Consider the following 21,665-nt stretch of genomic DNA (forward strand, 5'->3'; position numbering starts at 1 on the left):
GCCCACCGCGAGTTTCGAGCTGCCGGACGGTTTCTCTTGGCTGAGTTCATTTACACCATGCGCAAGGCGCGCAAAGCGCACGGCGACAAGGTGATCCTCGACGACGTCACCCTTTCCTTCCTCCCCGGGGCGAAGATCGGCGTCGTCGGCCCGAACGGCGCCGGAAAGTCGACCGTCCTCAAGATCATGGCCGGTCTGGAGCAGCCCTCCAACGGCGACGCGTTCCTGACCCCCGGCTACACCGTCGGCATCCTGCTGCAGGAGCCGCCGCTGAGCGAGGACAAGACGGTCCTGGAGAACGTGCAGGAGGGCGTCTCCGAGATCAAGGGCAAGCTCGACCGGTTCAACGAGATCGCCGAGCTCATGGCGACCGACTACTCCGACGAGCTCATGGCGGAGATGGGCAAGCTCCAGGACGACCTGGACCACGCCAACGCGTGGGACCTGGACGCCCAGCTGGAGCAGGCCATGGACGCCCTGGGCTGCCCGCCCGGCGACTGGCCGGTCAGCAACCTCTCCGGTGGTGAGCGCCGCCGCGTCGCGCTGTGCAAGCTGCTGCTCGAGGCGCCCGACCTGCTGCTCCTCGACGAGCCCACCAACCACCTCGACGCCGAGTCGGTGAACTGGCTGGAGCAGCACCTCGCCCAGTACGCCGGCACCGTCGTCGCCGTGACCCACGACCGGTACTTCCTGGACAACGTCGCGGGCTGGATCTGCGAGGTCGACCGCGGCCGTCTGCACGGCTACGAGGGCAACTACTCCAAGTACCTCGAGACCAAGGCCACCCGCCTGAAGGTCGAGGGCCAGAAGGACGCCAAGCGCGCCAAGCGCCTCAAGGAGGAGCTGGAGTGGGTCCGCTCCAACGCCAAGGGGCGGCAGGCCAAGTCCAAGGCGCGTCTGGCGCGCTACGAGGAGATGGCCGCCGAGGCGGACAAGATGCGGAAGCTGGACTTCGAGGAGATCCAGATCCCGCCGGGCCCGCGCCTGGGCAATGTGGTCGTCGAGGTGCAGAACCTCCGCAAGGCCTTCGGTGAGAAGGTCCTGATCGACGACCTGTCCTTCACGCTGCCGCGCAACGGCATCGTGGGCATCATCGGTCCGAACGGCGCGGGCAAGACCACGCTGTTCAAGATGATCCAGGGCATCGAGGAGCCCGACTCCGGCGACATCAAGGTCGGCGAGACGGTCAAGATCAGCTACGTCGACCAGAGCCGCGCCAACATCGACGCCAAGAAGACGCTGTGGGAGGTCGTCTCCGACGGCCTCGACTACATCAACGTCGGCCAGGTCGAGATGCCCTCGCGCGCCTACGTCTCCGCGTTCGGCTTCAAGGGCCCGGACCAGCAGAAGCCGGCCGGCGTGCTCTCCGGCGGTGAGCGCAACCGCCTGAACCTGGCGCTCACCCTGAAGCAGGGCGGCAACCTGCTGCTCCTCGACGAGCCGACCAACGACCTCGACGTCGAGACCCTGTCCTCGCTGGAGAACGCGCTGCTCGAGTTCCCGGGCTGCGCCGTGGTCGTCTCCCACGACCGGTGGTTCCTGGACCGCGTGGCGACGCACATCCTCGCCTACGAGGGCGAGTCCAAGTGGTTCTGGTTCGAGGGCAACTTCGAGTCCTACGAGAAGAACAAGGTCGAGCGGCTCGGCCCGGACGCGGCGCGTCCGCACCGTGCCACCTACAAGAAGCTGACCCGGGACTGATCGACTCGTGCGCCACGTCTACCGCTGTCCCCTGCGCTGGAGCGACATGGACGCGTACGGACACGTCAACAACGTCGTGTTCCTGCGCTACCTGGAGGAAGCCCGGGTGGACATGCTGTTCCACCCGGACCAGGACCATGCCTTCGCGCGCGGGACGGTGGTGGCCCGGCACGAGATCGACTACAAGCGGCAGTTGGTCCACCGGCACGATCCGGTGGACGTCGAGGTGTGGGTGACGAAGGTCCGCGCGGCCTCGTTCACCCTCGCCTACGAGGTCAAGGACACCGGGTCCGGCGAGGAGCCGGACCTGGTGTACGCCAGGGCGTCGACGGTGATGGTGCCCTTCGACTTCGCGCTCCAGCAGCCGCGCCGGCTGACGGAGGGCGAGCGGTACTTCCTGGAGAAGTACCAGGACGACGAGGCCGCCGGTTCATGACGAAGCTCCGGTTCGCCGACGAGGGCGAGGCCGCGGACCTCTGCGCGTTCCTCACCCGGCTGCTCCACTACGACCGCGCCGCGGCGGTGCGGCTCCAGGGCGCCGGGGAGGCGCTGGCCGTCTACGGCAGCCCCGCGTCCTTCGAGGTCCTCGCGGTGCGGGCGGTGCGGCTCGCCGAGTCGGCCGGGCCCCTGGACGTGACCGTCTCCGCGGGCGAGCTGCTGGAGGCGGTGGACGAGGGGGCGGCCGCGGTCGTCGTCCCGGCCGCCGTCACCGGTCCGGCGTGGGCCGGGCTGCTGCCGCCGCGCGGCGGCTGGCGCACCGAGAGCGCGCCGACCGGGGAGGCGCTGCGGGGGCTGGTCGCCGCGGCGGTCGCCGAGTTCCGCGCGTTGGTCGAGCAGATCCCCCCTCAGGAACGCACCCGCTCCGCACTGGACGGCACCGGGCGCCGCATATGGTCCCGCACCGTCGACGGCACCGGTCTCCCCGTCCGGGCCGTGCACGCCGCGCAGTCCCTGGGCTTCCTGCGCCCCGGGCCGGACCCGCAGATCCTGTCCTGCGGCTCCTGGCTGAGGCTGCGCACCCCCTACGGCTCCGTGGCCGTGCGCCGGGCCGGCCGCCTGGGCGGCCTGGGCGTCGGCGTCCTCTGACCGGCCCCCACGAGGGAGGCGGGGGTCAGTCCGTCTCGGCGGTGTTCACCATGGAGGCGGCCGCGTAGGTCAGGTAGCTCCAGAGCGTGTGCTCCTGCTCCTCGGTGAGATCCAGGTCGTCGACGGCCGCGCGCATGTGCCGCAGCCAGGCGTCGTGTGCCGCGCGGTCCACCGTGAACGGGGCGTGCCGCATCCGCAGCCGGGGATGACCGCGCTGCTCGCTGTACGTCGTGGGACCGCCCCAGTACTGGATGAGGAAGAGCCGCAGCCGCTCCTCGGCCGGGCCCAGGTCCTCCTCCGGGTACATGGCCCGCAGTTCCGGGTCCTCGGCGACCCCCTCGTAGAAGCGGCGGACCAGACGGGTGAAGGTCTCCTCACCGCCGACCTGCTCGTAGAAGGACTCCGTCTGCAGTGTGCCGCGCCGAATCTCTTTCACCCTTCCATCGTCTCAGACGGCCGCACCCGGTCCCCAGGCCCTGTGGACGAAGGTCCGAAGGGCGCGGGGACCGGGTGCGGGCGGTCTGTCAGCCGCGGTGGACGGTGATGGTCGTCCAGGCGCCGACGTGGACACGGTCGCCGTCCCGCAGGGGGACGGGGACGAACGGCTGGATGGGTTCCTCCGCGCCGTTCACCGTGGTGCCGTTGGTGGAGTTCTGGTCGATGACCGCCCAGGTCCCGTCGGCCTGCTGCACCAGCACCGCGTGCTGGTGCGAGACGCCCGGGTCCTCCGGCGGCACGGCCAGGTCGATGTCGGGGGTGTCGCCGGTGGAGTGCCGGCGGCGTCCGACGGTGACCTGCGGACCGGTGAGGGTCAGGTGCTGCTCCGGGGAGTACGCGGGCAGGTTGAGCCCGGCGGCCTCCGGTCCGGAGCGCTGCATCATCGCCATGAAGTAGGCGCGGTCCGGTCCGACGGTCGCCGTCCAGGTCGCCTGCTGCGGCGGACCGGGCTGCGGGTAGCCGTACCCGCCACCGGGACCGCCCGGAGCACCGGGGCCCGGACCGTGCGAGGGGCCGGGACCGGGCTGACCCTGGCCGGGTGCACCGGGCCACGGCGGGGGACCGGGGTGGGTCGCGGGACCCGCGCCGGGACCGCCGAAGGCGGCGTCACGCCCACCGGGACCGCCCTGACCCCCGGGGCCGCCGGGCGCGCCCGGTCCACCCTGGCCGAACGGGTTGCCGGGGCCGCCGGGGCCGTCCGGGTCGCCGAACGGGTGCGCAGGACCACCGGGGCCGCCACCAGGGCCGCCCGGGCCGCCGGGACCGAACGGGTTGCCGGGGCCACCGGGGCCACCGGGGCCACCGGGGCCACCAGGCCCACCGGGACCGAACGGGTCCGCAGGGCCGCCCGGGCCACCGGGACCGTTGCCGGGCCCACCGAAGCCGCCGCGCTCACCCGGGCCACCGGGGCCACCAGGGCCGCCGAAGCCGCCAGGACCGCTCCCCGGCCCACCGGGACCGCCAGGGCCTCCGTAACCGCCACGATCACCCGGACCGCCCGGGCCGGGACCACCAGGGTTCCCGTAGCCGCCCGGCGCACCCGGACCGCCGGGGCCGGGACCGCCCGGACCCCCAGGCGGCGGCAGCGTCCAGTCGTCGCCCGCCGGGGCCCCGGGACCACGCCCGGGTTCGTAGAAGGACGGCGGCGGCCCGCCCGCGCCCGGACGCCCCTGCTGGAAGGAGGCCGGCGCGCCCCCGGCCTCGCCGCCCAGCGGCTCGGCGGGACGGTTCAGCTGCGAGGGCCGCGAGGCCTGGTACTCCGACGGGTCGGGCTGGTACGCCCTCCCCCCGGGAGGCGGCGGCGCCTGGCCGCCGGGACCACCCGGACCGCCCGGGCCCCCGCCGTAGGACGGGGGCGGCGGCGTGTAGGAGGTCGCCGTGTTGGTGAGAAAGTTCCACCGGCACTCCTCGCAGAACGGCGCCATCCCCTCGCGGGGCGTGCGGCACTGCGGGCAGAGCTCCGGGGCGCGGCCCCCCTGGCCGCCGCCCGGCGGCGGGAAACCGTATCCGCCGGCGGTCGGCGGAGGCGGCGGGGGCACGGCACCCGCCATGCGGTGACCGCAGACCTCGCACCAGTCGTCGGAACCCGACTGGTGTCCGTTCGGGCAGGTCGGCATGTCGGCGCTTCCCCCTCTCCCCCCGGCCGCTCGGTGGCCGGCTCTCTCAACTCTCGTGCGGTCGCTGTGTGACCCGTACGGTCTTGGTGGACCGGGTCTCCAGTGTCATCTCGTCGGCTTCCGCGACCTTCGTCTTCAGTCGCACAGTACCTGCCGCTTCGTCGACCACGTCCACCACCTTCGAAAGCAGTTTCGCCGTATCGGCGTTTCCCGACAGTCCGGCCAGCTGCACGGCCCGCCCGAGTTTGGCGGTCGCGGCGTCCGCGTCGCCCGCCTTGCGGGCCTCCAGTCCCTGCTGGATGGCCGCGGCCAGTTCGGCCTGTCCGGTGTAGTGCGCCACCTGCGGATCGATGGAGGTGGAGGCCGCCAGGTCGTCGGTCCACACCGCCCGCACCAGGCCCTGCGCGCCCAGGCTGTCGGCGCCGCCGTCGGGGCGCGGCACCACCAGCGAGACGCGGGCGGCGAGCATCTCCCGGCCGATCTCGGCGGGCGGCACCTCCACACAGACGTGGTAGTCGCGCGATTCGTCGCCCCATGACCCGGTCGGGTAGTCCCCGGCCCGCGGTCCGGCCTCGCTGCGGCGGTCCGTCAGGTCCTCGACCGAGGGCGCGACCTGCTTGACGAAGCGCAGCCGCGCGCCCGCCGGGGTCCACAGGCGCAGCGCGACGTCGGCGACGCCCTTGCCCATCACCGTCTCCATCATCGAGGTGAAGTCGGCCGCGAGGTTCTGCGGGTCGGCGACGATGTCGGCGGTGCCCAGCAGCGCGGAGGCGATCGCGGTCACCTCCTTGACCTCCCAGTCGGTGCCCACACCCCGCGCGTCGCAGGTGAAGCGCCCGGCGCAGTGCTCCAGCGCCGACGTCAGGGCCTCGGGGGTCTCGTGCTCGTTGCGGCCGTCGGTGAGCAGGATGCCGTGCCGGATCGTCACGTCGGCGGACGACAGCAGGCTGTCCGTCAGCCGCAGCCAGGTGCCGATGGCGGTGCCGCCGCCCGCGGTGAGCCGGCGCAGCGCCTGCTTGGCCTGTTCACGGGTCTCCGGTCCTGCGACCGCGAGCCGCCCCTCGCCGGGGTAGACCTCCTGGGCGACGTGCGTGCCGCCGACCACCGCGAACCGCACCCCGTCGCGGAGCGTGTCCACCGCGGCGGCGGTGGCCTCCCGGGCGCCGCGCATCTTGGCCGGCGGGTAGTCCATCGAGCCGGAGCAGTCCACCATGATCACCACGGCGGCGTCCGGCCCCCCGCCCGGACCGCCGTGACCCCCGGGACCGCCGGCGAAGGCGGGGCCCGTGAGGGTTCCCCCGCCGCTCGCCGTGACGGTCACCACCGCGTTGACCTCGCCGGCCCCCTCCGGCAGGTACTCGTTCTGGTAGACGTCCACGGAGAACCGTGGCACGTCGGGTTTCGAGAGAATCGCCATGCGTGTTTCGCCCCCTCGCGCGCCCGCGGCTCCCTCGGCCAGGCACGCCTCAGCCGGATCCTGCCCCCTTGGCGGGCCCGGGGAACGGCACCACCGCCACTGTTACGTTGTCGTGGCCCCCTCCGTCCAGGGCGTGACCGACCAGGACCCGGGCGCTGTGCAGCGGGCGGGTCGCGGCGTCGGCGGGGAGGATCTCGGCCATCTGCCCGGCGGCCTCGGCGTAGTTCCACAGGCCGTCCGTGCAGACCACCACCACACCGGGCCGGTCCGGCTTGAACGAGGCGGTGTGCGGGTCCAGTTCGTAGGAGTCGGCGCCCAGCCAGCCGGTGATCGCGTGGGCGCGCTCGTCGGCGTACGCCTGCGCCTCGCTCATCAGGTTGGCCGCCACCATCTGCGCGGCCCAGGAGTCGTCCTCGGTGAGCCGGGCCGGGGCCGAGCGGTCGTCGGGCATCCAGTAGGCGCGGCTGTCGCCGACCCAGCCGACCACCAGCAGGCCGTCGGTGACGACCGCGGAGACCAGGGTGCAGGCGGGGGCGTTCTGCTGGACCGCGTGCTCGCGGGCCTCGGACGGCTCGCCGGCCAGCGCGTCGACCGCGCGGGCGGCGGCCAGGATGGCCTCGTGCATCGCGGTCTGCGGGTGGGTGCCGCGGGGAAGCGCCTCGCGCAGCGTGTCGGCCGCGGTGCGGGAGGCGGCCGCGGAGGCCTCGTCGGGCCGGGTGGCCGAGGAGACCCCGTCGCAGACCACGGCCACCGAGGCCGGGGTGCCGTCCGGGAGGGCGGCGACGGCCAGCGCGAACGCGTCCTCGTTGCGGTGGTGGCGCAGCCCGCGGTCGCTGACCGCGGCGACGGGCCCGGACTCCTGCTCCATGTGGTCCCGTTCGCGCGGCTGGGCGTGGCCGCAGTTCTCGCAGTATCCGTCCCGGTCGACCCGGCCGGCCCGGCACGCCACGCAGGCCTGCCCCGCGCCGGGGGCGGCCGCCACGGCCTCCCGCGGGTCCGCGGAGCGCGGGGCGGGCGGCTGCAGGGTGAAGCTGTCGGTCCCGGGATCGGCGGCGGCCGGCGGGGCGGCGGCCGAGGGGGCGGCGTGCGGCGCGGACGGCGTGTCGTCGCGCGTCTGCAGGGCGACCGTCGGCGTGTCGGCCGCCGGGGCCGCCGCCGCGGACAGGTCCATGCCGCAGGCGCCGCAGAAGAGGTCGGCCGGCTCCACCGGCTCGGTGCAGCCCGGACAGGCGGACAGACGGTGCTTGTCGGCAGTCATCGGAGGCACCACTACACCCACGTCCGGGGACGGTAACGGTTGGCGCGTTCCACCAGGTCGATCCTCTCCTCGCCGCCGTCCGCGAGACGGGCCAGCGTGCGGTACGAACGTTCCAGGCCGAGACGGAGTCCCCGCTCGTCCAGTACTTCGCCGAGTACCCCGCGTCCGGACGCCGCCGGTGCGGAGCCCCGGCCTCCGGAGAGTACCCAGTCGAGCGCGCAGCCCAGCACCTCCGCGGAGAGCCGCTCGCGCCGCACGGCGTCCAGGCCGTATCCGTCCAGCGCCTCCACCTGCGCGGCGGCGGCGGTCAGATCGTCGAGGAACCGCGTGTCGGCGCCCACCACCGTACGCCCCCGAAGACGCGCCCGGACGGCGGCGACCCGGGCCGCGGTGTAGTGGATCGACGCCTCCGGCACGGACTCCAGTGCGGCCACCGAGCCCTCCCGGTCGCCCGACGCGAGCCGTACCCGGGCCAGTGCGAACGCCGCGCTCACGTAGCTCGGATCGGTCGACCAGACCAGGCGGTAGTACTCGGCCGCGTTGTCCAACTGCCCCAGCACCTCGGCGCACAAACCCAGTGCCAACTTCGGCGCGGGCTCGCCGGGGAAGGCGTCGTAGAGGGCGTCGAAGGCCAGGGCGGAGGCCACGTACTCGCCGGTGACCAGGGACGTCACGCCCCGGTACCAGACCACCCGCCAGTCGTCGGGCTCCTCGGCGGCCACACCGGTGAGCTCCTCCACGGCCGCCGCCGCCTCGCCCGCCTCCAGCCGGGCGCGCACCAGCCGCAGCCGGGACTCGGGGGAGGGCGTGGGCGCCGCGGCGAGGGCGGCGATCAGCTCCTGGGGAGCGGCGGTCGTCAGCGCGGCCAGGAAGCCGGAGTTGGGGTCGTCGGGGTTCACCAGGGGCACCGGGAGGGCCAGCGCGGCGGCCGCGGCGTCCACCGGTTTCACCGGTCCGGGTGACACCGGGGGTGCCGGCGGCGCGTCGGGCGGGGGCGCGAGGACCGGACCGCGCTGGGCCGGGAAGACCGGCGCGGAGGCGGGCAGCGGGGCCGCGGTGCGGCGGCGCCGGGCGAGCAGTCCGCCCGGCGGGTCGGCGCGGACGCCCAGGCGGGAGACCACCGGATCGACGGCGTCGAACAACTGGCTGTCGGTGACCCGCAGTTCCGGGCCGAACAGGGTGGACAGCGCGGGCCGTGGCCGTCCCGTGCGCAGCGAGACCACCTCGCGCAGCACGCCGGTGAGCTGCTCCGCCATCTCCTGGGCGGAGGAGAAGCGGCGCGCCGGGTCCGGGTCGGTGGCCCGCACCAGCAGGCGGTAGAAGGACTCGTACCGCCGGAACACCTCGATGTCGTCCGGGTCGGGCAGCGAGTCGGCGTACACGGTGGTGTAGCCGTGGAAGTCGAAGCTGAGCACGGCCAGGGTGCGGGCGACGGTGTACAGGTCGGAGGCGACGGAGGGGCCCAGCGTGGAGACCTCGGGCGCCTGGTAGCCGATGGTGCCGTAGATGGCCGACTCGTAGTCGTCCATGCGGCGCACCGCGCCCATGTCGATCAGCTTCAGCTGGTCCTCGGTCTGTATCGCGTTGTCGACCTTGAAGTCGCAGTACAGCAGGTTGCGGCTGTGCAGGTGGCCCAGGGCCTCCAGCGCCTCGATGCCGTAGGCGCAGGCCTGCTCCACCGGCAGCGGGTCGCGCCTGCCTTCCGTCGTGCGGCGGCCGTTGGCGATGTCCTTCAGCGACTTGCCGCCGACGTACTCCATGACGATGTAGCCGTCGAGGGACCCGGTCCGCTGGTCGAGGTGCTCGACGAAGTTGTAGATCCGCACGATGTTGGCGTGCTCGATCTCGGCGAGGAAGCGCCGCTCGGAGATCGCGGCGGCCATCGCGTCCTGGTCGCCGGTGTCCAGCAGGCCCTTGAGGACGACCCACCGGTCGGAGACCGCGCGGTCCACGGCGAGGTAGATCCAGCCGAGTCCGCCGTGCGCCAGGCAGCCCACCACCTGGTACTGGCCGTGCACCACGTCGCCGCCGCGCAGCTTGGGCACGAAGGAGTAGGGGTGGCCGCACTTGGTGCAGAACCCCTCGGTGCGGCCCGGGCGGTCGCCGCGGGCGCGGCCCACGGGCGCGCCGCAGTCGGAGCGGGAACAGAACCGTTTGCGCTCGGGCACCCGCGGGTCCTCCAGCACCATGGCCCGGGGGTCGGGCCGCGGCACGGCGGGCACGTCGACCAGGCCCGCGCCCAGCCGCCCGCGGCGCGAACCGCCCGACTGGGCGCCGGAGCTGCGCACCGACACCGCGCCGACCGTGGCGGCGCCGCCGAGCGTTCCCGACAGCCGGCCGGAGACCGACCGGCGGGAACGGGACGAGGAACGTGACGACCGCGACGACGGCACGGACCCCGTCGAGCCGGCCGCACCGCCCGGGCCGGCGGTGCCGCCCGCATCGCCCGGGCCGACGGGGCCGTTCGAGGGCGCCGTGGGGGCCGGGTCCTGGCCGGCCGGCGCCTGGCCGGCCGACGGGTCGCCCGGGCCGGGGGGCCGACCCGAACTCCCCGGCATGCGGCCCGTGATGCCCGTGGGCGCCGCGCCGACCATGCCGTCCGGCGCGACCACCGGCGCCAGCCCGCAGTGGTCGCAGTACAACTCGCCGCCGCCGACGTCCTCGTAGGCCCCCTCGCAGCCCGGCCGCTGGCACTTCACGTCACTCACGCCCCGTACCTCCGCACAACTCCCCCTCCGTCGGCGCTCACGTCTGGGCCTCCCGCGGCCGCCCCGCCCCGTCCTGGGTGGGCATCACGGGCCGCAGCAGTTCGACCGCCGTGTGCTGGTAGCGCAGCACCGCCTGTTCGGCCACCCGCAGGTCGCAGGGGGCGCTCCACAGCATCCGCCGCGCGATGTCGTACCGCTCGACCAGCAGCGGGTCCTCCGCCAGCCCGTGCCGGGCCACCTTCGCCCGGTAGGCGTCCAGCCGTCCGCGCAGCTCGGCGCGGATCGCCAGCGGCGCGGTCACCGCGGTCAACGACTCGCGGGCGCGCAGCAGTTCCTCCTCCGCCCGGCGCTCCAGGTCCTCCAGCAGCGGCGACAGCCGGTGCCACAGGCCCTGGCGCCGGTACTCCGCCGCCGTCGACAGCTCCTCCTGGAGCGCGGTCGGCGGCCCGCTCACCGCGGGCACCTCGGTGGCGGCGATCTTCGCCAGCACCTCGCCGCGCGCCAGCCGCGCCTCGGCCAGTGTGCGGTCCGCGCGGCTGAGCACGTCCCGCAGCCGCATCAGCCGCGACTCCGCGTCCTGCCGGACCGTCAGCACCGCCTCGATCTCCCGCCGCACGTCCTCGAGTTCGCGTGCGTACCGGTCGTAGACGGTGGTGTCCGGGCGGCCCGCGCCGGGCGCCGAGCTGCCCCGGTCCGGCGTCCAGAAGGACAGCGGGTCGGAGATCACCGTCCCGCGCAGCCGGGTCAGGGCCCGCGTGATCCGCTCCAGGTCGTCGCCGGCCGGGTGCTCGCCGGGACGCACGCCCACCGAGCGGGCCAGCTCCCGGGTGCGGCGCAGCTCGGCGGAGAGCATGTCGATCCGCGCGGGCAGCGCCGACCAGACCGCGTCGGCGGCCACCACCATGTCCAGCGCGGCGGCGTACAGGCCGTTCATCCGGTCGACCAGCGCGGCCAGCGTGTAGCGGCGGCTGAGGCGCACGGCCGAGGTCCCGGCGAGCGCGCCGGTCTCCACGGTGGCGGCGCCGGCCACCGTGACGCTCGGGCCGCGCAGCAGTTCGGTGAGCGCCACCAGGTCCTCGCGCCCGGCCCAGCGGCGGCGGGCCCGCAGCTCACGGGCGGTGCGCAGGGTGTCCGTGTAGGCGTCGAACCAGGTCCACAGGAGGGTGATCGACGCCTCCGCCCGTTTCCAGCGTTCCTCCGTGGCTCCGGTGAGCTCGGCCCCTTCGAGCAGTCTGCGCCCCGCGTGGTCCTGCAGCGCGAGAAGCGAGGACTCCATGGCCTCGTGCTCCGCGCCGAGCCGCGCCAGCGCACGGTCCACCTCGTCCCGGTCCATCACCGGACCCGGGGCGTGTCCCGTGTCGCCCATCGATCACCTCTCAGTGCGCAGTCGGTGCGTGCGGTCGGTCGGCCCGGGGCTCCGTCGGCCCGCGCCGTTCGGACCCTGCCCAGGGCGGGCAGGGGTCAGTCGCGGTAGACGGCGGGAGGCGGGTCGGCGGGCTTCTTCATGGTCGCCTCCAGCCACTCGTCGTAGGCCCGCTTCCAGCCTCCGTCCGCGACGTAGTCGCGCAGCACGGCGTTCACCCGGCGGACCAGGTCCTCCGACTCGAGCGACATCGCGACGCCGTAGTACTCCTCGGTGAACTCCTCGCCCATCAGCGTCACCGACGGGTCCTGGGCCGCCTGGCTGGCGGCCAGCGCGCTGTCGGTGACCACCGCGTCGACCTCGCCGAGCTGGAGCCGCACCAGGCAGTCCAGCTGGTTGGGGACGACGGGGCCGATGTCCGCCTTCGCGACCGCCGGCTTCCCCGCCGCCTTGTCCCGCTCCAGCCGCAGACGGGCCGTGGAGCCCTCCGCGGTGCAGATCCGCTTCCCGGCCAGGGAGCGGTCGTAGCCCGTGATGCCGGAGTGCGCCGGGGCGAGGACCTGCTGGCCGGTGGTGAAGTAGGGCGCGGAGAAGGCGACCTGGTCCAGCCGGTCGCAGGTGATGGTCATGGTGCGCACCACCATGTCGACCCGGCCGTCCTGCACGGCCGGGATGCGCTCACTGGTCGGGACGGCGGCGAAGCGGATGTTGGACGGCTCGCCGGGCGCGCGGTGGCCGAGGATCGCGTCGGCGATCCGGTGGGCCAGGTCGATGTCGAAGCCGGAGAGCTCCACCCGCTCCTGCGTGCTGTTGGGGTCGCGGTAGCCCCAGCCGTAGCTGTTCTGGTCCACCCCGACGCGCAGGTAGCCGCGTTCCTTGATCCCGCGGATCGTTTCTCCGCTCTCGTCCCTGGACGGGGCGGGGCTGCGGGCCTCGGGGCGCTCGCACTTCTCGTCGGCGGCGAAGCGGCCGCGGCCGGTGCCGCTCCCGCTGCCGCCCTCCGTGCCGTCGCCTGGGCCGCGGGTGCCGTCGGTCGCGCGCGAGCCCGTGGTGCGGCCCGCGTCGGCGTCCGCTCCGGCGCCCGGGAGCCGGGGGAGGAGCAGGGCCCCGGCCGCGGCGAGGGCGCAGACGCCGGCCAGGACGCCCGCGACCCGCCGGCCCCGCCGCGTAAGGCGCCGCCGCGCACGGGCGCCGCCCTCGTCCCCGTTCCCCTGATGACGCCGCATCGCCGTTCCCCCGTTCACCGGTACTCCGAAAGCCTGCGGCCGATGCCCAGCAGCCCGGCCGCCGCGGCCAGCACGGCCAGGGCGGCGGCGCCGACGGGCAGGCCGGTCAGCGCGGCGCGTCCGTCGGACGCGGCCTGCTCGAACTCCTTCTCCTCGTGCTCCAGCGCCTGCCGGAGGGACCGGTCGACGTTGTCGAAGCAGACCCGGGTGGGCGACTTCTCGTCCGGTCCGATGATCCGGTCGAGGGCCTCCTGGTAGTCGCCCGCGTCGTCGGCCGCCCGGGCCTCCTTGTGACGCTTGCGCCACTCGAGCATGCTGCTGTGCGCCTTGTCGACCGGCTCGGCGCCCTGCGGGTCGTCGGCCAGGTGACCGGCCGCCTGAAGGCCGCGGGACAGGCCCGTCATGGACTTCTCGAACGCCACCTCGAACTTGTCGCGCCGGACGGTGTCGGACACCCGCACCGTCTCCGCGCCCCGGCTGATCAGCGTCAGGTTCTCCGCGCCGCGGGCCTGGAGGGAGGCGGCCCGGGTGTCGTTCAGGACGTTCAGCGACTTCACGCCGTGCTCGTAGGAGTCGTTCAGCCCGGCCCGGGCCAGCGAGTGCCCGGCCAGCAGCCACAGCAGCACCACGGCGGTGGCCGCGGTGGCGGTCACCAGGCCGGGGCTGAGCACCCGGTTGGTGCGCCGGTACTCGCGCCGCTGGGCCAGGCCCAGCGCGACGAGCGCCACGGCGCCGAGCCCCAGGGCGAACCACGGGTAGGGCGTGGCGTCGGCGTAGTCCTCGGTGAGGCGCTGGTTCTCCTGGTGGTAGAGGTCCTCGGCGGCCGGGAGCATCTTGTCCTGCATCAGGTCGTCGGCGTACCGCAGGTAGGCCCCGGCCAGCGGGTAGCCCATCCGGTTGTTGGCGCGGGCGCGCTCCACCAGACCCTTGTAGCGGGGCAGCAGTTCGTTGAGCCGCGCCACGGTGCGGCCGGACGCCGAGTCCGGGTCGGAGCTGGCGGCGGCGGTGGCGAGGCCCGAGGCCGCGGTCCGGATGTCCCGCTCGTAGCGCTCACGGCTGTCGGGGGTCTCGTTGCCGCCGGCCAGGAGGCCGTCGGAGGCCGCGGTGTTGGCCCCGGCGAGCGCCCGGTAGACGTCGGCGGCGGCCGAGCTCAGCGGGCCGCTGTGGTGCAGCACGTCGTCGGCGGCCGAACTGCGGGCGGAGGTCTGCCAGGTGGCGACGGCGCCGAAGGCGACCACCAACAGCGCGAGGACCGCGCCGAGGATCCGCAGCCGGCCCGGTTCGGTGGTCGCGGCGGCCCGCACCCGGGTGGCGGTCTCCGCCACGGCGGTGGTCCGCCGGGGCGGCGGGGCCGACGGGGCGGGAGCCGGGACCGGTGGCGGGGGCGGTGGGGCCGCGGGCGGCGGCGGGACGGCGCCGGGCGCCTGTGGATACGTCATGAGACCTCCCCCTAGGTCATCGTGTCGCCGCAAGTATCGCCGTGACAGGGCGATGACGCACGGTCGTTGCGGGATCCTGCGGCTTGCCCCGCCACGACACCACACGCCCCCGGCCTGCCGCACGGTTCCTGCGCACCGCCGGCGGCCGGCACGGCGGAGGTCCCGGGGCGGCGGCGCGCCGCTCGCGGTGTTCAGGCGTCGGGGGGACGGCCCGCCGGGAGGACGAAGCGGAGGGGCTGGCCCGGCCGGGCCTGGGCGGCGCGGTCGAGGTCACGGCGCAGGACGACGGCGAGCACGGGGTAGCCGCCGGTCACGGGGTGGTCGGCGAGGAAGAGGACCGGGCGTCCCCCGGGCGGAACCTGCAGCGCGCCCGGGACCATCCCCTCGCTGGGCAGCTCGCCCTCCCGCACCCGCTCCAGCGCGGGCCCGTCGAGCCGCATGCCCACGCGGTCGGAAGCCGCTCCCACCGTCCACGTCGCCGACAGCAACTCCCGTACGGCGGCGGGCGAGAACCAGTCGTCCCGCGGCCCCGGCCACACCCGCAGCACCACCTCGCCGGCGGTCGGCGCGGCCACCGGCGCCAGGTCCACGCAGGGCGGCGGGCCCGACGCGGGACCTGCAGGGAGCACGTCGCCCACCGCGAGCGGTTCCGGCCCGAGCCCCGCGAGCACGTCCCGCGACCGCGACCCCAGCACCTCGGGCACCGTGATCCCGCCCCGGACGGCGAGGTAGCTGCGCAGCCCCTCCGCCGGCGTCCCCAGCGTGAGCCGGCTGCCCGCGGCCAGGTGCGTCACCGCGTTCACCGCGCCACCGTCCACCGGACCCACCGCACCGGTCACGGCCACCGTCACCGGCCGCAGCGCCCGGACGGACAGGCCGCCGAAGGTGACCTCCACCCCCGCCGCGCCCTCCTCGTTGCCCACCAGCCGGTTGGCCAGCCGCAGGGAGCCCCGGTCGGCCGCGCCGGAGAGCCCCACGCCCACCGCGGCGAGCCCCGGCCGCCCCAGGTCCTGCACGGTGGCCAGCGGACCGGTCGCCAGCACCTCCAGCGCCGCCGTCACCCGGGCCGCACCTCCTCGAACCGCACGCGCGCCCCCGGCCGCAGGAGGGCCGGCGGATCGCGGTCCTCACGCCACATCGCCAGCTCCGTCCGCCCGACGAGCTGCCAGCCGCCCGGCGAACTGCGCGGGTAGACCCCGCTGAACTCCCCGGCCAGCCCCACCGCGCCGGCCGGCACCCGGGTCCGCGACTCGGCCCGGCGAGGGACCCGCAACTCCCGCGGCCCGCCCGTCAGATACGCGAAGCCGGGCGCGAACCCGCCGAAGGCGACGGTCCATTCACAGCCGGTGTGCAACCGCACCACCTCCCGCACCGACAGGCCGGTCAAGTCCGCCACCTCACGCAGGTCTTCACCGTCGTAGTGCACCGGAACGCGGACCAGCGGGCCCCGTTCACGCTCGGCTCCCGTCAAGTCCCGTTTCCGCACCTCACGTTCGACCAGGGCGGGGTCCGCCTCCGGGGTCAGGAGCAGCAGGACCGTGCGGGCGGCCGGGACCAGGTCCGTCACGCCGGGCGGCGAGGCGCGCTCCAGGGAGCGGTACAGGCCCAGCGCCTCCTCCAGCGAGTCCGTCTCCACCAGCAGGCCCTGGTCCCCACACGGCAGGACGCGCACTCAGTCCTCCCCGCCCGTGGCGAACGCCCGCAGCGTCACGCCCGCCTCCGCCAGCCGCTCCCGCACCGCCCGGGCCACCGCGACCGCGCCGGGGCTGTCCCCGTGCACGCACAGCGAGTCCGCCTCGATCCGCAACGGCGTGCCGTCCACCGCCGCCACCGGCTCGCCGAGGGCGATCCGCGCGCACCGTTCGGCGATCTCCCGCGCCTCGTGCAGCACCGCGCCCGCCTCGCGCCGCGGCACCAGCGTCCCCTCCGGGGTGTACGCCCGGTCCGCGAACGCCTCCCGGAACACCCGCAGTCCCGCCTCCGCGGCCAGCGCCAGCCACCGCGACCCCGGCAGGCCCAGCACCGCGCAGGCCGGGTCCCAGTCCCGCACCGCCGAGACCACCGCGGCGGCCTGCTCCTCGTGCCGCACGATCGCGTTGTAGAGCGCCCCATGCGGCTTCACGTACCGCACCCGCGTGCCGGAGGCGCGGGCCAGGGCGTCCAGCGCGCCGATCTGGTAGAGCACGTCGTCGGCCAGGGCCCGCGGCTCCATGTCGATGAAGCGCCGCCCGAACCCGGCCAGGTCTCGGTACCCCACCTGCGCGCCCACGGCGACGCCCTCGGCGGCGGCCCGTTCGCAGGCCCGGCGGATCACCGAAGGGTCACCCGCGTGGAACCCGCACGCCACGTTCGCGCTGGTCACCACGGTCAGCAGCGCGTCGTCGTCACCGAGCTCCCACCGGCCGAAGCCCTCGGCGAGGTCGGCGTTGAGGTCGATGAGCACGAAAGTCACCCTTCTCCCGGTCCGGTCGGCTGCGATCACGCTTCCACGTCGCCCCGCCCGGCTCAACACCACACGAGCGCCGATCGACTATTCACTCAGTACATGTACGTGGTGCATACTGACGGACATGAGCACCCGTCACATCCTGCTGGGCCTCCTCTCCACCGGGCCGAGCCATGGCTACGACCTGAAGAGGAGGCACGACGAGAGGTTCCCGCAGGCCCGCCCCCTGGCGTACGGGCAGGTGTACACGACGCTGCAGCGGCTGGTGCGCGACGGACTGGCCAAGGTCGAGGGGACCGACTCCGACGGCGGTCCGGAGCGGACCATGTACCGCGCCACCGACGACGGCGAGCGTGAACTCGCCCGCTGGGCCGCGGAGACGGCCCCGCCCGCGCCGTTCGTCGCCAACGAGATCTTCGCCAAGGTCGTCGTCGCCATCCTGGCCGGCGGCGACCCGGCCGCCTATCTGCGCGACCAGCGCGCCGCCCACATGGCGCGGATGCGGGAGCTCACCAAGGTCAAGACCACTCCCGGGGCCGACCTCGCGACCGTCCTCTCGGCCGACTACGCCCTCAGCCACCTGGACGCCGACCTCCGCTGGATGAGCACCACAGCGGACCGGCTCGCCACCCTGACCGCGGAGGTCACCGCACGATGAGCATCACCACCGGCCCGCTGCTCGCGGCCCGAGACCTCGTCAAGACCCACGGCCGCACCGACGCCCTGCGCGGCGCCTCGGCCGAACTCCACGCGGGAGAGATCCTCGCCGTCACCGGCCCCAGCGGCAGCGGCAAGTCCACCCTGCTGCACTGCATGGCCGGGATCGTCCGCCCCGACGGCGGCAGCGTCCACTACGAAGGACTGCGGCTCGACACCTGCGCGGAGGACCGGCTGAGCGCGCTGCGCCGCACCGACTTCGGCGTGGTGTTCCAGTTCGGGCAGCTGATCCCCGAGCTCACGCTCACCGACAACGTGGCCCTGCCGCTGATGCTCGCCGGCACCTCCCGGCGCGAGGCCCGCGCCCGGGCCGGCGAGTGGCTGGAGCGCTTCGGCGTCGGTGACCGGGGGGACGCCCGGCCCGGTGAGCTCAGCGGCGGCCAGGCCCAGCGGGGCGCGCTGGCCCGCGCGCTGGTCACCGGACCGCGCGTCGTCTTCGCCGACGAGCCGACCGGGGCGCTGGACTCCCTGGCCGGCGAACAGGTCATGGCGGAGCTCGTCTCCGCCGCCCGCGCCTCGGGCGCGGCGGTACTTCTGATCACGCACGACGCCCAGGTGGCCGCGTACGCGGACCGCGAGATCCGGCTGGCCGACGGCCGTGCCGCAGCGATGGAAGGCGCGATATGACCGAGGACGTGAAGCTGGCCTGGCTGTTCACCCAGGGGTCCGACCGGCGGGAGTGGTGGCGGTTCGGGCTGACGGCGCTGGGGGCGATCGCGGCGACGGGACTGGCCATGGCGGCGGTGGTGATCGGGTCGCTGCGGGGGCAGCACAGCATGTCGGTCGCGGCAGGGCTGCTCAACCAGCCGGGGGAGCGCACCGGAGCTGTCATGACCCTGCTGCTTCTGCTGTTGGCGGTGCTCGGCTTCCTCGGCCAGTGCACGCGCATCGGGGCGGTGCACCGGGACAAGCGGCTCGCGGGGCTGCGGCTGGCCGGCGCCTCGCCCTCCCGCACCCGACGCGTCGCCGGCCTGGAGACCGGACTCGCCTGTCTGCTGGGGTCCCTGGTCGCGACGGCTGTCGTCGTGCCGACCGTGCTCTCCTACGGGCAGCCGCACGTGCTGGCCTGGCCGGCGATGGCACTGGTGGCGGTACTGGTTCCTGGCCTCGGAGCGGCCTGCGGAGTACTGGCTCTGCGCCGGGTGATCGCCTCCCCGCTCGGCGAGGTGCGGCGTGCGCGTCCCCAGGGGCCGGGGCGCGGCACGGTCCTGACGCTGCTGGTGGCCGCGGTGCTGATCGCCGGTGCGCTGGCGCTGGTGTCCGTCCCGGCCCAGGCGCACCGCGACTACGCGATGACCGGGCCGATGCTCGTCCTGGGCCTGCTGGTGCTCGTGTCCGTCGGCACGGTGTGGCTGAGCGGGGTCTGCGCACGCCGGATGGGCCGCCGGATGGCCGCCCGCACGGACGACCCCGCGTCGCTGATCGCCGGGGAGCGGCTGGTGGACGACCCCTGGGCCACCGCCCGCACCCACGCCGCCGTCATGGTGCTCACCGCCGTCGCCACCGCCTACGTCGGCATCCGCCGCACGGTGCTGGACGTCGTGGCCCTGCAGGAGAGCCGGTACCCGGGCGGGTACGACATGGACTTCTACCGCACCGGCTTCGCCCTCACCGCCGCGGCGATCGTCCTGGGCCTGCTGTTCGTCCTCGCCTCGCTCGCCGTCGGCACGGCGGAGTCCGTCGCGAGCCGGCGGGACGGGCTCGCCGCCCAGGTGGCGGCCGGGGTGCCGCGGAAGGTCCTCGCCAAGGCGCTGATCCTGGAGACGGCGCTCCCGCTGGCGCCGGCCGTCCTGCTGACCGGGATCCTCGGGACGGCGCTGGGGGCCTGGTACGCGGAGGCCGCCAACGCCGGGGTGTCCGCCTTCCCCTGGGCCGCGCTGCCGCTCCCCTTCGTGATCTACGCCGTCGCCCTGCTCGCCGCGGCGACCGGCATCCCGCTGCTGCGCCGCACGGTCCGGCCGTCGGAGCTGCGGCACGCCTGAGCCACTGCCGAACGGGGGAACGGGGGAACGGGGGAGGGGGCGGCGCCCGGAGAGATCCGGGCGCCGCCCCCTCGACGTGCAGGCGCCGCTACAGCCCCTTCGGGGGGATCGGCGACGCCGCCACCGACTGCGGCGAGCTGCTGCTGGCGAACGCGGACGGCGCGGCCATGCCCGCCGTCGGGTCCACCAGCGGCTCCACGGTCGCCTGCTCCGGGACGCCGAGCATCCGGATGCCCGCCGCGTCCAGCGCCCGCTTCATCCGCCAGCGCAGCTCCCGCTCCACGGTGACCGCCTTGCCGGGCATGGTCTTCGCGGTCACCCGGATCACCATGGAGTCCAGCAGCACGTCGTCCAGACCCAGCACCTCCACGGGACCCCACAGGATCTCGTTCCACGGATCCTCCTTGGCGATCCGCTCGGCGACCTCGCCCAGCACCGACTTCACCCGGTCCAGGTCCTCCTCGGGCCGCACGGTCACGTTCACGCCGGCCGTGGCCCAGCCCTGGGAGGCGTTGCCGATCCGCTTGATCTCGCCGTTGCGGACGTACCAGATCTCGCCGTTGTCGCCGCGCAGCTTGGTGACCCGCAGGCCGACCTCGATGACCTCGCCGGTGGCCACGCCCGCGTCGATGGTGTCGCCGACGCCGTACTGGTCCTCGAGGATCATGAAGACGCCGGAGAGGAAGTCGGTGACCAGGTTGCGCGCGCCGAAACCGATGGCGACACCGGCCACACCCGCCGAGGCGAGCAGCGGCGCCAGGTTGATCTGGAAGGCGCCGAGCACCATCAGGAAGGCCGTGCCGAGGATGACGAAGGACGCCACCGACCGCAGCACCGAACCGATGGCCTGCGAGCGCTGACGCCGCCGCTCGGCGTTGACCAGCAGGCCGCCCAGGGTGCTGCCCTCGGTGGCGGAGGTGTTGCGGTTCATCCGGTCGATCAGGCGGGTGATCGCGCGGCGGACCAGCATCCGCAGGACCAGCGCGACCGCGACGATCAGCACGATCCGCAGGCCCACGGCCAGCCACGACGCCCAGTTCTCCTGGAACCAGCCCGCCGCCTCGGAGGCACGCGCGTGCGCCTCCTCCAGGGACGGCATGGTCGGGGTCGGGGCGGGGGTGGTCGACGAGGCGGGGGCGGTCGTGGACGGGTCCGGGCCGGCGGCCGGGAAGGCGGCGGACAGGGACACGGGGGACACGGTGGGATACCTCCAGGTGCGGTGGCTGCCCCGGCGGGGGCACGGCGACGGCCACGGAGGCCGAAGGGGCAGCCCGACCACACTAACGGGGCAAACCGGGTGGCTTCGCCGCTTCCCGGGGAAGAGAGACGGGCCTCACCAGAGGATGAGGAAGGGATAAGGGGTGACCTCGTGCGCCGTGGGACACCCTGCGCCGGGCGGGGCCGGAGTGGTCCCGCTGTGGTCAGGACCACTCCGCGGGCGGCCACCCTGTTGTTGCCACGTGGTGGCGCCGCGACCAGGGCAGAGGGGAAACTGACTGCAGATCGTCCCGGCGCGAGCCACGCGCCGCCGGCGTACAAGGAGGCACCGTGCCGCACGTCCTGGTCCTCAACGCGTCGTACGAGCCGCTCGGCGTCGTACCGCTCCGCCGCGCGCTCGTCCTCGTCCTCGAGAACAAGGCAGTCTGCCTCGAGGAGTCCGGCGCCCACCTGCACAGCGCGACTCTCTCCCTGCCGGCCCCCAGCGTGGTCCGGCTCAAGCGGTTCGTCCACGTCCCCTACCGGGGGCCGGTGCCTCTCACCCGACGGGCGCTCTTCGCCCGGGACGGCGGCCGCTGCGTGTACTGCGGCGGCGTCGCCACCAGCGTCGACCACGTGATCCCCCGCAGCCGCGGCGGGCAGCACGTCTGGGACAACGTGGTGGCCTCCTGCCGTCGCTGCAACCACACCAAGGCCGACCGCCACCTCATGGAGCTGGGCTGGAGACTGCGCCACAAACCGGCCCCGCCCACCGGCCTGGCCTGGCGCATCATCGGCACCGGCCACCGGGACCCGCGCTGGCTGCCGTACCTGCGGCCCTACGGCGCGGACGAGGCCCTGGCCCGGATCGACGGCGTGTCCGCCTGACACCTGCCACCGATCCGGGCCTTCGCGCACCCGGCGCCCTCCGCCGCAGGCTGCCCGCCCCCGTGCCCCCGCGGCCGCGGGGGCACCCGTTCGGGGGAGGGCATGTCTGGTCCGGCGTCCGGT

19 protein-coding genes are annotated in these 21,665 nt (G+C 74.7%); 7 read left to right on the forward strand and 12 right to left on the reverse strand.

The window, feature by feature from the left end:
* Positions 1 to 36: 36 nt before the first annotated feature.
* The 3 genes from ettA to ABT026_RS25025 are packed head-to-tail and all read left to right on the forward strand — an operon-like array spanning position 37 to position 2,787.
* Entirely contained in the window at positions 37 to 1,701 is a 1,665-nt protein-coding gene (gene ettA, locus ABT026_RS25015) for an energy-dependent translational throttle protein EttA (RefSeq protein ID WP_351117396.1), read from the forward strand.
* A 7-nt stretch (positions 1,702 to 1,708) separates the two neighbouring features.
* Positions 1,709 to 2,137, forward strand: coding sequence for an acyl-CoA thioesterase (locus ABT026_RS25020; RefSeq protein WP_351117397.1), 429 nt, complete (start codon positions 1,709 to 1,711; stop codon positions 2,135 to 2,137).
* The gene (locus ABT026_RS25025; RefSeq protein ID WP_351117398.1) at positions 2,134 to 2,787 is read left to right on the forward strand and encodes a DUF8010 domain-containing protein; all 654 of its coding nucleotides are present in this window, start codon (positions 2,134 to 2,136) and stop codon (positions 2,785 to 2,787) included. Before ABT026_RS25020 ends, ABT026_RS25025 begins: the two co-directional genes overlap by 4 nt.
* Positions 2,788 to 2,812: 25 nt before the next feature.
* Here the strand turns inward: ABT026_RS25025 and ABT026_RS25030 are convergent, their stop codons facing one another.
* The 11 genes from ABT026_RS25030 to ABT026_RS25080 all read right to left on the reverse strand — a co-directional run bounded on the left by ABT026_RS25030 (position 2,813) and on the right by ABT026_RS25080 (position 16,764).
* The gene (locus ABT026_RS25030; RefSeq protein ID WP_351117399.1) at positions 2,813 to 3,223 is read right to left on the reverse strand and encodes a globin; all 411 of its coding nucleotides are present in this window, start codon (positions 3,221 to 3,223) and stop codon (positions 2,813 to 2,815) included.
* Positions 3,224 to 3,311: 88 nt separating this feature from the next.
* Entirely contained in the window at positions 3,312 to 4,901 is a 1,590-nt protein-coding gene (locus tag ABT026_RS25035) for an FHA domain-containing protein (protein WP_351117400.1), read from the reverse strand.
* A 46-nt stretch (positions 4,902 to 4,947) separates the two neighbouring features.
* Positions 4,948 to 6,318, reverse strand: coding sequence for a vWA domain-containing protein (locus ABT026_RS25040; RefSeq protein WP_351117401.1), 1,371 nt, complete (start codon positions 6,316 to 6,318; stop codon positions 4,948 to 4,950).
* A gap of 49 nt (positions 6,319 to 6,367) precedes the next feature.
* Positions 6,368 to 7,576 carry a PP2C family protein-serine/threonine phosphatase gene (locus ABT026_RS25045; RefSeq protein ID WP_351117402.1) on the reverse strand — a complete coding sequence of 403 codons (1,209 nt, stop codon included), beginning with the start codon at positions 7,574 to 7,576 and terminating at the stop codon, positions 6,368 to 6,370.
* Between the two features lie 11 nt (positions 7,577 to 7,587).
* Complete coding sequence (locus ABT026_RS25050; RefSeq protein ID WP_351117403.1) at positions 7,588 to 10,284, reverse strand: tetratricopeptide repeat protein; 2,697 nt, start codon at positions 10,282 to 10,284, stop codon at positions 7,588 to 7,590.
* 37 nt (positions 10,285 to 10,321) lie between these two features.
* Entirely contained in the window at positions 10,322 to 11,650 is a 1,329-nt protein-coding gene (locus ABT026_RS25055; protein WP_351117404.1) for a hypothetical protein, read from the reverse strand.
* 95 nt (positions 11,651 to 11,745) lie between these two features.
* The gene (locus ABT026_RS25060; RefSeq protein ID WP_351117405.1) at positions 11,746 to 12,873 is read right to left on the reverse strand and encodes a glutamate ABC transporter substrate-binding protein; all 1,128 of its coding nucleotides are present in this window, start codon (positions 12,871 to 12,873) and stop codon (positions 11,746 to 11,748) included.
* 14 nt (positions 12,874 to 12,887) lie between these two features.
* Positions 12,888 to 14,312 (reverse strand): GlnX family signal transduction membrane protein, encoded by a 1,425-nt coding sequence (locus ABT026_RS25065; protein WP_351117406.1) that lies wholly within the window; start codon positions 14,310 to 14,312, stop codon positions 12,888 to 12,890.
* A gap of 191 nt (positions 14,313 to 14,503) precedes the next feature.
* Complete coding sequence (locus ABT026_RS25070) at positions 14,504 to 15,373, reverse strand: 5-oxoprolinase subunit C family protein (protein WP_351117407.1); 870 nt, start codon at positions 15,371 to 15,373, stop codon at positions 14,504 to 14,506.
* Positions 15,370 to 15,984: a 5-oxoprolinase subunit B family protein gene (locus ABT026_RS25075; RefSeq protein WP_351117408.1), complete on the reverse strand. Its 615-nt coding sequence runs from the start codon at positions 15,982 to 15,984 to the stop codon at positions 15,370 to 15,372. Before ABT026_RS25075 ends, ABT026_RS25070 begins: the two co-directional genes overlap by 4 nt.
* Complete coding sequence (locus ABT026_RS25080; protein ID WP_351117409.1) at positions 15,985 to 16,764, reverse strand: LamB/YcsF family protein; 780 nt, start codon at positions 16,762 to 16,764, stop codon at positions 15,985 to 15,987.
* Positions 16,765 to 16,882: 118 nt separating this feature from the next.
* Between ABT026_RS25080 and ABT026_RS25085 the strand changes: the two genes are divergently transcribed.
* From ABT026_RS25085 to ABT026_RS25095, 3 genes are read left to right on the forward strand one after another with little or no spacing between them, the layout of a single operon-like run.
* Positions 16,883 to 17,416 carry a PadR family transcriptional regulator gene (locus ABT026_RS25085; protein WP_351117410.1) on the forward strand — a complete coding sequence of 178 codons (534 nt, stop codon included), beginning with the start codon at positions 16,883 to 16,885 and terminating at the stop codon, positions 17,414 to 17,416.
* Positions 17,413 to 18,102, forward strand: a complete 690-nt coding sequence (locus ABT026_RS25090; RefSeq protein ID WP_351117411.1) for an ABC transporter ATP-binding protein — start codon at positions 17,413 to 17,415, stop codon at positions 18,100 to 18,102. The genes ABT026_RS25085 and ABT026_RS25090 overlap by 4 nt, the downstream gene beginning before the upstream one ends.
* A complete protein-coding gene (locus tag ABT026_RS25095) occupies positions 18,099 to 19,457 on the forward strand; it encodes an ABC transporter permease (RefSeq protein WP_351117412.1) in 1,359 nt (452 codons plus the stop codon). Before ABT026_RS25090 ends, ABT026_RS25095 begins: the two co-directional genes overlap by 4 nt.
* A gap of 88 nt (positions 19,458 to 19,545) precedes the next feature.
* Here the strand turns inward: ABT026_RS25095 and ABT026_RS25100 are convergent, their stop codons facing one another.
* Positions 19,546 to 20,646 carry a mechanosensitive ion channel family protein gene (locus ABT026_RS25100; protein ID WP_351117413.1) on the reverse strand — a complete coding sequence of 367 codons (1,101 nt, stop codon included), beginning with the start codon at positions 20,644 to 20,646 and terminating at the stop codon, positions 19,546 to 19,548.
* A 359-nt stretch (positions 20,647 to 21,005) separates the two neighbouring features.
* On the opposite strand from ABT026_RS25100, the gene ABT026_RS25105 reads away from it, so the two are divergent.
* Positions 21,006 to 21,542: an HNH endonuclease gene (locus tag ABT026_RS25105; protein WP_351117414.1), complete on the forward strand. Its 537-nt coding sequence runs from the start codon at positions 21,006 to 21,008 to the stop codon at positions 21,540 to 21,542.
* Positions 21,543 to 21,665 lie beyond the last annotated feature (123 nt).

It is taken from the genome of Streptomyces sp. NPDC002734 (genome assembly GCF_040295685.1).
Classification (GTDB): domain Bacteria; phylum Actinomycetota; class Actinomycetes; order Streptomycetales; family Streptomycetaceae; genus Streptomyces.